Source organism: Clostridium tertium (genome assembly GCF_017873245.1).
Classification (GTDB): Bacteria; Bacillota; Clostridia; order Clostridiales; family Clostridiaceae; genus Clostridium; species Clostridium tertium.
Genome location: NZ_JAGGJY010000001.1, coordinates 327105 through 340318 on the forward strand (window position 1 = coordinate 327105; position 13214 = coordinate 340318).

The window sequence follows — 13214 nt, forward strand, 5'->3', positions numbered from 1 at the left end:
GCATGAGTAATGTGACTTTTTTAGGAGGAGGTAGTTTTGGTACCGCCTTAGGAATATTGTTAGCTAAAAAGGAAAATAAGGTTAGCATATACGATAGAGATAAAAATGTAGTTGATGATATAAATATAAATAGAAAAAATGATAAATATATTAAAGACCTACATATACCTGAAAATGTCACTGCTTATATTAATCTAGATGAAGCTATAAGAGGGGCAAATTATATAGTATTATCTGTTCCTTCACATGTGATAAGATCAATTACAAAATCATTAAAGGGTAAAATAAATGATGATGTAATTATTGTAAGCATAGCTAAGGGAATTGAAGAAGGAAGTAATTTAAGATTATCTCAAGTTATTGAAGAGGAATTACCAAACAATAAAGTTGTAATATTATCTGGACCTAGTCATGCTGAAGAGGTTGCTTTCAATATTCCAACAACTGTAGTTGTTTCTTCTAAAAATTTAGAGGCTGCTAAAAAAGTTCAAGATTTATTTATTAATAAAAATTTCAGAGTATATACTAATGAAGATTTAGTAGGTGTTGAAATAGGTGGTGCAGTTAAAAATATAATTGCATTGGCAGCAGGAGTTTGTGATGGTATTGGATATGGAGATAACTCAAAAGCAGCTCTTATGACAAGGGGAATGGCTGAAATAGTTAGAGTTGGAATGAAACTTGGAGGAAAGCCTGAGACGTTCCTTGGACTAACGGGTATGGGAGACCTTATAGTAACTTGTACTAGTCTTCACTCTAGAAATAGGAAGGCAGGATATTTAATAGGTAAGGGAAAAACAACTGAGGAAGCTATTGAAGAAGTTGGAATGGTTGTTGAGGGTATTAAAGCATGTAAGGCTTTTTATGAATTAAAAGAAAGTCTAAATGTTGAAATGCCTATAACAGATATTTTATATAGAATTTTATTTAAAAATAAAAATCCTAAGGATGCCGTTATAGATTTAATGGAAAGAGAAAGAAAAAGCGAAATATACTAATACAAAAGGAGAAGTAAACTTTACTTCTCCTTTTGTATTAGTAATAATTTCTAGCTATAGATAATATATTATTATATATGTAGTTGAGAAGACGTGTAAAATTTTTAAAAAAGTTGTATACTTTTTTACTCTCTCGAATATATATATAGTGTTAAAAATAAATAGGAGGTTACACCGTGGACAGCTTTAATATATACAAGGATATAGCTGAAAGAACACAAGGAGACATATATGTAGGTGTTGTTGGTCCGGTTAGAACAGGTAAGTCAACATTTATAAAAAAATTTATGGACCTTATGGTAATACCAAAGATTGATAATAATTATAAGAAGGAAAGAGCAAAAGATGAACTGCCTCAAAGTGGATCAGGGAAAGGCATTCATACAACAGAACCAAAATTTATTCCAAATGAGGCTGTAGAAATTACTATTGATGAAGACATAAAATTTAAGGTTAGAATGGTTGATTGCGTTGGTTATATAGTAAAAGGTGCAGTAGGATATATGGATGGGGACCAAGCTAAAATGGTAAATACTCCATGGTATGAATACGAAATTCCTTTTGAAGATGCAGCAGAAATAGGTACTAGAAAAGTAATAACAGATCATTCTACAATAGGCCTTGTAGTAACCACTGATGGAAGTATTACAGGGATAGAAAGAGATGAGTACTTAGAAGCAGAGGAAAGAGTAATAGAAGAATTAAAGGCAATAAATAAGCCTTTTATAGTTGTACTTAATACGAAATATGTTAATGCTCCAGAAACAAGAGCAATGAAGAAAGACTTAGAAGAAAAATATGATGTTCCAGTTCAAGTTATGGATGTAGCTAATATGAACGAAAATGATGTAGAAGATGTATTTAAACATGTACTTAAAGAATTTCCAGTTAAAGAAATTAATATTGAAATGCCAAGCTGGGTTGAAAGGTTAGAGCCAGAGAATTGGCTAAAAAAGAATTTCTTTAGTATAGTTAAAGGAATGTGTGAAAACATAAGTAGAGTTAGAGATATAAGGACTACATTAGATTTATTAAAGGAAGAAGAAAATCTAGCTCCGACAGAAATGAGTTCAGTTAATTTGGGTGAAGGTAAGGCAACAATTACTATGAAGCCTAAAGATGGAATATTCTATAACATATTAAGTGAAATTTGTGATTTAGATGTTAAGTCAGAAAGTGATTTATTATCATTAATAAAAGATCTTAACTTTGCTAAAAAAGAATATGATAAGGTAAAAGATGCATTAATTGATGTGCGTGAAACAGGATATGGTTTAGTTGCACCTCAATTATCAGAAATGAAGTTTGAAGAACCTGAAATGGTTAAACAAGGAACAAAGTTTGGGGTTAAATTAAAAGCATCTGCACCATCGTTACATTTTATTAAAGCTAATATAAAAACTGAGATAAGTCCTATAATGGGCTCAGAAAAAGAAAGTGAAGAGCTTGTAAAATCTTTAATGGAACAATTTGAAAAGGATCCGGCATCATTATGGCAAAGTAATATGTTTGGTAAGCCATTAGAAGTACTAATTAAAGAAGGATTACAAAACAAACTATATAAGATGCCTGATGATGTTCAAGTAAAGATTCAAAAAACTCTTCAAAAGATAATAAATGAAGGTAGTGGCGGATTAATCTGCATAATACTATAATGGATGAAGACTAGTCTTTTTTAGACTAGTCTCTTCCTTTTTAGCCCTCAATTTTTAATATTAGTAAATTTATACGATCTTAATGAATAATATATTATTAAGAGATGTTTTAAAATTTAAGCTCATATACACTAAACAGAATTGAGGGATAAATATGGAAGACAGATTTTGTACCTATAAGAGAGTTGGATATTTTAAAGAAAGAATGGCAAAAAACTTAGGGGTAAAATTTACAGGCACCATTTATGCATCCCCAGGGGTAATAAAGCATATTAAAAAAAGACATGGAAAACATTTGAGTAAAAAGATAGCTGGTAATTTAATAGAATATATGAGAGAAATAATTGAGGAGCCAGACTATATAGGGCTATATAAGCTAACTGAAAATGGAACTCATATTGAACTAATTAAAAAAGTAGATTTGAATATACTAATAGGTATAGATATAGATAACGAGAGAGATTATATATATGTGTCTACTATGTATCCTATAAGCGAAGGAAAGATAAATAATAAATTATATAGTGGAAAGCTAATAAGGTGGAGATAGAAATAAAAGTTGAAACATTTTAATATAAAAGTTATAATATGTATATTGGCTTAAAATAAAATGGTTATTGAGGTGAGAAATGGCTCCTCATGCGCTGAATTTCAGTAATAAGAGATGTAGGATACGCCGACCTACCAATAATCAACTTTTACAATTTTTAAACTTTTGGGTATACCAAGAGTTTTTATTTTATAATTAACTTTAGGAGGAAATTATGAAAAAAGTAGCAGTAGTTTTTAATGGTGGAACCATATCTATGAAGGTTGATGAAAGAATTAAGGCCGCTGTTCCAAGCTTGACAGGTGAAGAAATAATGTCAATGGTAACTGGAATAGAGGAATTCGCAGAAGTGGAATCTCATAGCTTTTCTAGCAAGCCTTCTCCACATATGACTATACAAAATATGTTAGAGCTTAGCAAATTTATAAAAGGATTAATAGATAGAGAAGATATAGATGGTGTAGTTTTAACTCACGGGACTGATACTTTAGAAGAAACAGCGTATTTTTTAGATTTAACTATAGATACAGAAAAGGTTATAGTTGTTACTGGAGCAATGAGAAGTGGTTCAGAGCTTGGCTATGATGGACCTTTTAATCTAGCAACTTCTATTTGTACAGCAATTTCAGAGGATGCTAAAGGTAGGGGCGTATTAGTTTGTTTTAATGGAGAGTTAAATTCAGCAGCTGAAGTAACTAAGGCAAATTCTATGGCACTTAATGCTTTTAAGACACCTAATTTCGGACCAATAGGTATAGTAGATAATAATAAAGTTTTATTTTATAGAAATACAAAAAAACATAGAGTTTATCACGTAGAAAATATGATTGATAAAGTTGCACTGATAAAATGCGTTGCTGGAATGGGATCAGATTATATAAATTATTTTATAGATAATGAATATAAGGGGATAGTAATTGAGGCTTTAGGAAGAGGAAATGTTCCACCTACTATGGTTGACGGAATAAAAAGAGCTTTAGATAAAAATATACCCGTAGTTATTGTGTCGAGATGCTTTGAAGGAAGAGTTTATGAATCATATGGATATGAAGGTGGTGGAAAGATGCTTAAGGATTTAGGAGTGTTCTTTGAAGAAAGTATGCCAGGACAAAAGGCAAGAATTAAGCTTATAGTAGCTCTTTCCAGTAAAAAATCAATTGATATAAGAGAATCATTTAAAAATAACACGAATTTTAATTAAATTTAAAATAAATTTGTGCGTATATGTTGACAAAGTTTGGATTAAAAATTATAATAATATTCGTAAAGAAGATAACTCATATAATATTGACGATAAGGGTCAAAAGTTTCTACCGAGATGCCGTAAATATCTTGACTATGAGTAAATGCTAACATAATTATATTAGATATATAATTATGTTAGCATTTAGCGGAAGCCGCTATGAGTTATCTATTCGATAAATTCATAGCGGCTTTTGTTGTATAAAAATATTAGGGGGATTAGCAATGAAAAATTCATCAAAAACACAAGGATTATTGCCTATATTAGCAAATCAAAATGTGAATTTTAAAAGAGAAATAGTGGCAGGTATTACTACTTTCTTAACAATGGCTTATATAATAGCGGTAAATCCTAATATATTATCAGCAACAGGAATGCCGGCAGGAGCTTTAGTTACTGCAACTTGCTTAACAGCAGCTATTGGGTGTATATTAATGGGTGTATTTGCAAACTTACCTTTTGCACTGGCATCTGGAATGGGACTTAACGCATTTTTTGCTTTTTCAGTTGTAATAGGAATGGGAATATCTTGGGAAATGGCTTTAACAGCAGTGTTTATAGAAGGAATTATATTTATATTATTATCTTTATTTAAGATTAGAGAAGCAGTTGTAAATGCAATACCAATGACAATGAAACATGCAGTTACTGCGGGAATAGGGATTTTTATAGCATTTATAGGAATGGTTGGAGCAGGGTTAGTAATAAATGATGACTCCACACTAGTTAAAATGGGTCATTTTTCACCGACAGTTGTAATTGCTTTAATTGGTGTTGTTATAATCGCAGTTTTAGATAAAAAGAAAATAAAAGGATCTATATTATTTGGAATACTGACAAGTACATTATTGGCATGGGGATATGCATTAATAAATCCAGAAGTAGCAGCAAATCTTGGAATATATCTTCCAGAAGGATTATTTAAATTTGAAAGTATAGCACCAATAGCAGGTAAATTAGATTTTTCACATTTAACAAATACAGAAACAATAGGTGGATTTATAGTTGTAATATGCACTTTCTTATTCGTTGATTTCTTTGATACAGTTGGTACTTTAGTAGGTGTATCATCAAGAGCAAATATGCTAGATGAAAATGGAAATGTTCCTAATGCGGGTAGAGCTTTATTGGTAGATGCTGTTTCAACAACGATAGGAGCAGCAATGGGAGTATCAACTGTTACAACATATGTAGAAAGCTCAACAGGAGTTGCAGCAGGTGGAAGAACAGGATATACATCAATAACTACTGGTATATTATTTTTACTTGCAATGTTCTTTTCACCAGTATTTATAGCTATACCATCATGTGCTACTGCACCAGCGTTAATTTATGTAGGATATTTAATGCTTGGAGCTGTGAAGAATATTGAGTTTGATAACATAACTGAAGGTGTACCAGCTTTCTTAACAGTAACAACTATGGCTTTAACGTATAGCATTGGTGATGGCTTAACTATAGGAATATTATCATATGTAATTATTAATTTAATTTATAACTTATTATGTAAAGATAAAGAAGATAGAACTAAGGTATCAGCAGTTATGATAGTACTTGCATTACTATTCATAATTAAGTTAGCTTTTCTATAAAATAAAGATAATTTATATTTAAATTTATATAAATTATAAAGAGGTAACTCTTTTGTATTAGTAAATCCCGGAAAAGAAGTAGATTTAATTCTACTTCTTTTTTTGAGTTATATAAAATAATATGTTAACAATTTGTGAACATATTATTGACAGTTAAGTAAAATATAAATTAATATTAATATATTCTTAGGAAGCTAAAATAATATAAGGTTAAAAAAGTTTATATTAACCTATAATTATATATAAAAATATATTCATAAAATTTATACTAAAATAGGCTATGGAGGCATATATGGTTAAAAGTATGACTAGTTTTGGTAGAGCTAGTAGTGAAGAAGGAAATAAATATTTATTTTCGGTCGAAATGAAAAGTGTAAATAGTAGATATTTGGACGTTAATGTAAGGCTACCTAAAAGCATAGTTTCTTTAGAAGAAGAAATTAGAAAATTAATAAACTCAAAGCTTTTTAGAGGAAAGGTAGATGTTTTTATTAACCAAAAAAGTTATTCTGGAGGAGAAGGAATAGCTAAATTGAATTTGAGACTTGCAGAAAGTTATTATAATTGTTTAAAAGAAATAGAAGAAAATCTTAATTTGAAAAATGATATTACAGTTACTCAAATAGCAAGATTTTCAGATGTTATAACAATTGTTGAAGAAGAAGATTCAATAGAAGAGATTTGGGAAGCTATTAAGCCTCTTATAAATTCATCTTTATCAATGATGGATGAAATGAGAATAATTGAGGGTGAGAAGCTTAAAGAAGATATTCTACAAAAATTAAATGATATAGAATCTTTAGTTTATGAAATAGATAAAATAGCAGATACAGTACCAAGTACATATAAAAAGAAGCTAGAGTTAAAACTGAAAGATTTACTTGATGGTATAGAAATAGATGAGGCGAGAATATCACAAGAAATAGCTATAATAGCAGATAAGTCAGCAGTAGATGAAGAAATCATTAGACTAAAAAGTCATTTAAGTCAAATGAGAAAAGCCTTTGAAGAAGGTGGGCAAATTGGAAGAAAACTTGATTTTATAATTCAAGAAATGAACAGAGAAGCTAATACTATTGCTTCTAAATCTAGTGATATGAATATGACAAATTATGTCATTAACATAAAAAACTTAATTGAAAAAATAAGAGAACAATCGCAAAATATAGAATAACTAGGAGGAAAGTAATGGGTATAAAGTTAATTAATATTGGATTTGGTAATATAGTTTCTGCTAATAGACTTGTTGCTATTGTAAGTCCAGAATCAGCGCCTATAAAAAGAATAATACAAGAAGCTAGGGATAGAGGAATGCTTATAGATGCAACTTATGGTAGAAGAACAAGAGCTGTAATAATAACAGATAGTGATCATGTTATTTTATCAGCTGTTCAACCAGAAACAGTAGCTCACAGACTTGTAGCAAAAGATGAAGCTGTAGATGAGGTTGATGAATAATGCAGAATAATAGGGGTGTTTTGATAGTTATTTCGGGTCCGTCAGGAGCAGGAAAGGGTACTATTTGTAAGGAGTTATTAGACAAACACAACAATATATATATTTCAGTTTCAGCAACCACAAGGTCACCAAGAGCTGGAGAAGTAGATGGAATAAATTATTACTTTTTAACAAAAGAATCTTTTGAAGAAAAGGTATCTCAAAATGGGTTCTTGGAATATGCTAATGTACATGGGAACTTTTATGGTACTCCAAAAGTTAACGTGGAAAAAATGCTTGAAGAAGGAAAAGATGTTATATTGGAAATTGATATTCAAGGAGCATTACAAGTAAAAGAAAATTTCAGTGAAGGTGTATTTATATTTATTCTTCCGCCATCAATGGAAGAATTAAAACAAAGAATTATAAAAAGAGGTAGCGAAACAGAAGAATCATTAATGACAAGATTTAAAAATGCATATAAAGAAATAAATTATGTATCAAAATATAATTATGCTGTAGTTAATGATACTTTGGACTTAGCAGTTTCAAAAGTAGAGTCAATTATAGCTGCTGAAAAATGCAGGGTTGATAGAATAAAAGAAAATACAATTTTAGATTCTAAGGAGGGCTTAATTCATGAACAACTCTATGATTAATCCATCAATAATGGATTTACTTAAAAAGGTGGATGACAGATATTCTTTAGTAATAGTAACTTCAAAAAGAGCAAGACAAATAATAGATGGAAGTGATCCAATGGTTGCAACAAAATCAAAGAAGCCATTAACAATTGCCATTAATGAAGTTAATGAAGGTGAAGTAGGATATGAACCTACTCCTGTAAAAGAAGGATTTAAATAATTATGAATGAAAAAAAGTGTGTATGTATAGGAGTAAGTGGAGGAATTGCAGTTTATAAAGCTTTGGACATCATAAGTGCTTTAAAAAAGAAAGACATTGATGTAAGAGTTATTATGACTGAATCTGCAACTAAATTTGTAACTCCTTTATCATTTCAATCATTAAGTCAAAATATGGTTGTAACTGATATGTTTGCAGAACCTAAGGCTTTTGAAATACAGCATATATCACTAGCAAAAAGAGCAGATGTTTTTTTAGTAGCACCAGCTACTGCAAATATAATTGGAAAAGTTGCAAATGGAATATCTGATGATATGTTATCTACGACTATTATGGCGACAAGAGCAAAGGTTATTTTTGCTCCAGCTATGAATACTAATATGTATGAAAATCCAATAGTTCAAGATAATATTGAAAAATTAAAGAAATATGGGTATGAGTTTATTGAACCAGCTTCAGGAAGACTTGCTTGTGGTGACTTAGGTAAAGGGAAGCTTGCAGATGTAAACACAATTGTAGAAAAAGTATTGGAAGCATTAAATGAAAAAGAATTTACTAATGATTTAAGAGGTAAAAATGTTTTAGTTAGTGCAGGGCCAACTCATTCTAAAATAGATCCAGTAAGATTTATTACAAATAGGTCTACAGGAAAGATGGGTTATTATATAGCAGAAGAAGCTAAACGTAGAGGTGCTAATGTTACATTAGTATCAGGACCTACTAATATTAATCCTCCTAATGGAATAAATGTAATAAATATAACAACAAATGAAGAAATGAAAAATGCAATTTTAGATAATTTTGAAAAAAGTGACATAGTTATTAAATCTGCAGCAGTTGCAGATTATAAAGCAAAAAATTATAGTAATGAAAAGATAAAAAAAGGTGAGGGAGATTTGGTCTTAACCTTTGTAAGAGATAATGATATCTTAAAAATCTTAGGCGAAAAGAAAAGTAATCAAATTCTTGTTGGATTTGCTGCAGAAAGTAATAATGTATTAGAAAATGCAAAAAGGAAACTAGAAAATAAGAATTTAGATTATATAGTAGCTAATGATATTACAAGTGCTGACACCGGATTTGGAAGTGAAGATAATAAAGTTATTATCATTTCAAAAGATGGAGAAGAAATATATTTAGATAAGATGAGTAAAAAAGAAGTTGCATCTAAAATATTTGAAACTATATTAAGAAAGCGCTAAAATGCGCTTTCTTCTTGTATAAGGGGAAATAGAACCTAATAAAAGGGTGATGAATTTGAAAATATATGCACAAATTATTATAAATAGTGATGCTTTAGATATAGATAAACCCTTTACTTATGAAATACCTGAAGAGCTCAAAGGTGATATAAAGGTAGGTCAATGGGTAAAGGTACCTTTTGGGATGAAGAATTCCATTATAGATGGATTTATATTATCTATAAAAGAAGAAGAAATAACAGGGATTAGAATTAAGAAGATAAAAGCAATAGGTTCAATAGAACCACTTTTAAATCATGATGACTTAAAACTTATTTATTTTATAAGAGAAAATTATTTATGTAAATATATAGATGCAATAAGACTGCTTATTCCACAAGGTGTCTTAAAGGGTGCTAAAAATAAATATAAGATGGTAATAGCACTTGGAGATAAGACTTATGATAAAGAAGTTGAAGTGAAATATGGAGATATATTAAACTTTATAAGAGAACATAATGGGAAATTTAATAAAAATGAGCTTGTAAATTTACATTCGCTTTCATTATATAAAATAAATAAGCTAATTAAAGAGGAATATTTAAAAGTAGATGAAGAAATAGTATATAGATATAATGATAAGGAGTATATTGATTATAAAGAAAGAAAGCTTACAATGGATCAAATTAAAGCTTTAGAAAAGATTGAGAAATCTGATAAGAACATGTTTTTGCTGAAAGGGGTTACTGGATCAGGGAAAACAGAAGTGTATATGAAGCTTGTAAGTGATACTATCGCAGAAGGAAAATGTGCAATAGTTTTAGTTCCTGAAATTTCTTTAACACCACAAATGATAGAAAGATTTAAAGGGAGATTTGGAAGAGAAGTTGCAGTTTTCCATAGTAAATTATCTGATGGAGAGCGCTATGATGAATGGTTTAGAGTAAAAGAAGGAAAAGCTAAACTTATAATAGGAGCAAGAAGCGCATTGTTTTTACCAGCTCCTAAGCTAGGTATAATTATAATAGATGAAGAACATGAAGGTACCTATAAATCAGAGCAAAATCCTAAATATGCAACAAGAGAAGTTGCTGAATTTTTAAGTGAAATAAAGGATTGTAAAGTTATATTAGGCTCAGCAACACCTTCTATAGAGACATATTATAGGGCTATAACTGGAGAAATAGAGTTAGTAGAATTGAATAATAGAATAGATAATAAGCCAATGCCTATAATGGATATAGTAGATATGAGGGAAGAATTAAATAGTGGTAATGTCTCCATGTTTAGCAGAAAACTTTTTACTGAAATTAAAGAAGCATTAAATAAAAAAGAGCAAATTATTTTGTTTTTAAATAGAAGAGGATTTTCTACCTTTGTATCCTGTAGAAGCTGTGGATATGTTTTTAAATGTCCTAAGTGTGACATATCAATGACATTCCATAAAAATGGATATTTAGTATGTCATTATTGCGGCTATGCTCAAAAGCAACAAAAGATTTGTCCAAAATGTAAAAGTAAGTATGTAAAACATTTTGGGGCAGGTACAGAACGTGTTGAAGAAGAAGTTAGAAAGTATTTTAGTGATGCTAGAGTTTTAAGAATGGATGTAGATACTACAAGAAATAAAAATTCTCATGAAGAAATATACAAAGCATTTAAAAATGGAGAAGGAGATATTCTCATTGGAACTCAAATGATATCAAAAGGTCTAGATTTTGAAAATGTAACATTAGTAGGAATACTTGCTGCTGATATGTCTATAAATATACCAGATTATAGATCTTCAGAAAGAACTTTTCAAATAGTAACTCAAGTTGCGGGAAGGGCAGGTAGAGGAAGTAAAGAAGGAAAAGTAATTGTTCAAACATATAATCCAGAGCATTATAGTCTAATTTATGCAAAAAACTATAATTATGAAGGGTTTTATGATGAAGAATTTACTACAAGGGGTTTGATGTATTATCCTCCTTTTGGTAGAATACTATTAGTGAATGCTTCTTCTAAAAATGAAAACTCACTTAAAAACTTTATGAAATCAATTAAAGGTGAGATGGAAAAAATTAAAGATGAATATTCAAATATAGAAATGCTAGGACCAGTTCCATGTGTAATTTCTAAAATAAAAGACAATTATAGATGGCAAATATTATTTAAAGGTGATTTATCTCAAGATTTTTGTAAAAAAATAAAAGATAAACTTTATCAATTAAATAAGAATGTATATAATGAAGTAAAAGTAACTATTGATATTAATCCCAATAATTTGACTTAGGAGGTAAAGAAATGGCAATTAGAAATATAAGACAAAATGGCGATGAAGCATTAAGAAAGAAATGTAAGGTTGTTACTGAAATAACACCAAGAACACTTAAATTAATAGAAGATATGGCAGACACTATGTATGAAGCTGATGGAGTTGGTTTAGCAGCACCACAAGTTGGAATACTTCAAAGAATATTTGTTATAGATATTTATGATGATTATGGTTTAAGAGTATTTATAAATCCAGAAATTTTAGAAGTTTCAGGAAGTCAATTAGGTGAAGAAGGATGTTTAAGTGTGCCTGGAGAAGTTGCAGATGTTGAACGTCCAAATTATGTAAAGGTAAAAGCTTTAAATGAAAAAGGAGAAGAGTTTGTTTTAGAAGCAACAGAACTTTTAGCGAGAGCTATACTTCATGAAAATGACCACTTAAATGGAACTCTATTTATAGATTATTTAAAGTAGCAAAGGAGGATTAACATGAAAATAGTATTTATGGGAACTCCAGAATTTGCAGTACCATCATTAAAAAAGATAATAGAAACTTATGGAGTTGAAAGTGTATTTACTCAACCAGATAAACCAAAGGGAAGAGGAAAGAAAATGGCCTACTCTCCAGTTAAGGAAGTATCTTTAGAAAATAATATAAAGGTTTTTCAACCTGTTAAGTTAAAAGAAGATACGGAAGCTTTAGAATATCTCAAAGAGTTAAAGCCAGATTTTATAATTGTAGTAGCTTTTGGTCAAATATTAACTAAAGAAGTACTAGACATTCCGAAGTATGGATGCATAAACCTACATGCATCATTATTACCAATGTATAGGGGAGCAGCACCTTTAAATTGGGCTGTAATAAAAGGTGAAAAGAAATCTGGAAATACTACGATGTTAATGGATGTAGGGCTAGATACTGGAGATATGCTTCTTAAGGATGAAGTTGAAATAACTGATAATATGACTGCTGGAGAATTACATGATGTATTAATGGATAGGGGTGCAGAACTTCTAATTAATACTATAGATGGACTGTATAATGGAAGTATTATTCCAGAAAAGCAAAGTGAAGAAACTTTTTATGCTAAAATGTTAAATAAAGAACTTGGAAGAATAAATTGGAATAATTCTGCTAAGGATATTCATAATTTAATTAGAGGGCTTAATCCATGGCCTATTGCGCATACTACTTATGATGATAAATCAATGAAAATATATGAGAGTGAAGTATTATGCGAAAATAGTAATAAAGAACCTGGTACTATAATAAATGTATCAAAAGAAGGTATGAAAGTTTCAACAGGTTCAGGAGTATTATTAATTAAAAAGATTCAATTTCCAAATGGGAAGCCTTTAACTATAGAACAATATATAAATGGTAATGAACTAGAGATAAATAAAAAAGTTATTTAAGAGCCATAATAATTAATTAAAC

13 protein-coding genes and 1 riboswitch are annotated in these 13214 nt (G+C 29.7%); all 13 genes read left to right on the forward strand.

Annotated elements, in window-relative coordinates:
• The first annotated feature begins 2 nt into the window (after positions 1 to 2).
• The 13 genes from J2Z25_RS01605 to fmt all read left to right on the forward strand — a co-directional run bounded on the left by J2Z25_RS01605 (position 3) and on the right by fmt (position 13192).
• Positions 3 to 998, forward strand: a complete 996-nt coding sequence (locus tag J2Z25_RS01605; protein ID WP_209737846.1) for an NAD(P)H-dependent glycerol-3-phosphate dehydrogenase — start codon at positions 3 to 5, stop codon at positions 996 to 998.
• A gap of 176 nt (positions 999 to 1174) precedes the next feature.
• Positions 1175 to 2653, forward strand: coding sequence for a stage IV sporulation protein A (gene spoIVA / locus J2Z25_RS01610; protein WP_008678307.1), 1479 nt, complete (start codon positions 1175 to 1177; stop codon positions 2651 to 2653).
• Positions 2654 to 2807: 154 nt separating this feature from the next.
• The gene (locus J2Z25_RS01615; RefSeq protein ID WP_008678308.1) at positions 2808 to 3203 is read left to right on the forward strand and encodes a PBECR3 domain-containing polyvalent protein; all 396 of its coding nucleotides are present in this window, start codon (positions 2808 to 2810) and stop codon (positions 3201 to 3203) included.
• Positions 3204 to 3417: 214 nt separating this feature from the next.
• Positions 3418 to 4404: an asparaginase gene (locus tag J2Z25_RS01620; RefSeq protein ID WP_142418903.1), complete on the forward strand. Its 987-nt coding sequence runs from the start codon at positions 3418 to 3420 to the stop codon at positions 4402 to 4404.
• Between the two features lie 56 nt (positions 4405 to 4460).
• A riboswitch (purine riboswitch) is annotated at positions 4461 to 4562 on the forward strand.
• Between the two features lie 108 nt (positions 4563 to 4670).
• Entirely contained in the window at positions 4671 to 6038 is a 1368-nt protein-coding gene (locus tag J2Z25_RS01625) for an NCS2 family permease (protein ID WP_209737848.1), read from the forward strand.
• Between the two features lie 292 nt (positions 6039 to 6330).
• Positions 6331 to 7212, forward strand: a complete 882-nt coding sequence (locus J2Z25_RS01630) for a YicC/YloC family endoribonuclease (protein ID WP_209737849.1) — start codon at positions 6331 to 6333, stop codon at positions 7210 to 7212.
• 14 nt (positions 7213 to 7226) lie between these two features.
• Positions 7227 to 7496, forward strand: coding sequence for an extracellular matrix/biofilm regulator RemA (remA, locus tag J2Z25_RS01635; protein WP_008678315.1), 270 nt, complete (start codon positions 7227 to 7229; stop codon positions 7494 to 7496).
• On the forward strand, positions 7496 to 8134 hold the full coding sequence (gene gmk, locus J2Z25_RS01640) for a guanylate kinase (RefSeq protein WP_008678317.1): 639 nt from the start codon (positions 7496 to 7498) through the stop codon (positions 8132 to 8134). The genes remA and gmk overlap by 1 nt, the downstream gene beginning before the upstream one ends.
• Positions 8115 to 8339: a DNA-directed RNA polymerase subunit omega gene (gene rpoZ / locus J2Z25_RS01645; RefSeq protein ID WP_008678319.1), complete on the forward strand. Its 225-nt coding sequence runs from the start codon at positions 8115 to 8117 to the stop codon at positions 8337 to 8339. Before gmk ends, rpoZ begins: the two co-directional genes overlap by 20 nt.
• A 2-nt stretch (positions 8340 to 8341) precedes the next feature.
• Positions 8342 to 9541, forward strand: coding sequence for a bifunctional phosphopantothenoylcysteine decarboxylase/phosphopantothenate--cysteine ligase CoaBC (coaBC, locus tag J2Z25_RS01650; RefSeq protein ID WP_008678321.1), 1200 nt, complete (start codon positions 8342 to 8344; stop codon positions 9539 to 9541).
• Positions 9542 to 9596: 55 nt separating this feature from the next.
• Complete coding sequence (gene priA, locus J2Z25_RS01655) at positions 9597 to 11795, forward strand: primosomal protein N' (RefSeq protein ID WP_209738254.1); 2199 nt, start codon at positions 9597 to 9599, stop codon at positions 11793 to 11795.
• A gap of 11 nt (positions 11796 to 11806) precedes the next feature.
• Entirely contained in the window at positions 11807 to 12250 is a 444-nt protein-coding gene (gene def, locus J2Z25_RS01660; protein ID WP_008678323.1) for a peptide deformylase, read from the forward strand.
• Positions 12251 to 12265: 15 nt separating this feature from the next.
• Positions 12266 to 13192, forward strand: a complete 927-nt coding sequence (gene fmt / locus J2Z25_RS01665) for a methionyl-tRNA formyltransferase (protein ID WP_209737852.1) — start codon at positions 12266 to 12268, stop codon at positions 13190 to 13192.
• Positions 13193 to 13214 lie beyond the last annotated feature (22 nt).

What these genes read in the sequence shown, in the direction of transcription:
- J2Z25_RS01605 (WP_209737846.1), top strand. Translation starts at nt 3, where the DNA reads ATGAGTAATGTGACTTTTTTAGGAGGAGGTAGTTTTGGTACCGCCTTA.
- J2Z25_RS01615 (WP_008678308.1), top strand. Translation starts at nt 2,808, where the DNA reads ATGGAAGACAGATTTTGTACCTATAAGAGAGTTGGATATTTTAAAGAA.
- J2Z25_RS01620 (WP_142418903.1), top strand. Translation starts at nt 3,418, where the DNA reads ATGAAAAAAGTAGCAGTAGTTTTTAATGGTGGAACCATATCTATGAAG.
- J2Z25_RS01625 (WP_209737848.1), top strand. Translation starts at nt 4,671, where the DNA reads ATGAAAAATTCATCAAAAACACAAGGATTATTGCCTATATTAGCAAAT.
- J2Z25_RS01630 (WP_209737849.1), top strand. Translation starts at nt 6,331, where the DNA reads ATGGTTAAAAGTATGACTAGTTTTGGTAGAGCTAGTAGTGAAGAAGGA.
- remA (WP_008678315.1), top strand. Translation starts at nt 7,227, where the DNA reads ATGGGTATAAAGTTAATTAATATTGGATTTGGTAATATAGTTTCTGCT.
- gmk (WP_008678317.1), top strand. Translation starts at nt 7,496, where the DNA reads ATGCAGAATAATAGGGGTGTTTTGATAGTTATTTCGGGTCCGTCAGGA.
- rpoZ (WP_008678319.1), top strand. Translation starts at nt 8,115, where the DNA reads ATGAACAACTCTATGATTAATCCATCAATAATGGATTTACTTAAAAAG.
- coaBC (WP_008678321.1), top strand. Translation starts at nt 8,342, where the DNA reads ATGAATGAAAAAAAGTGTGTATGTATAGGAGTAAGTGGAGGAATTGCA.
- def (WP_008678323.1), top strand. Translation starts at nt 11,807, where the DNA reads ATGGCAATTAGAAATATAAGACAAAATGGCGATGAAGCATTAAGAAAG.
- fmt (WP_209737852.1), top strand. Translation starts at nt 12,266, where the DNA reads ATGAAAATAGTATTTATGGGAACTCCAGAATTTGCAGTACCATCATTA.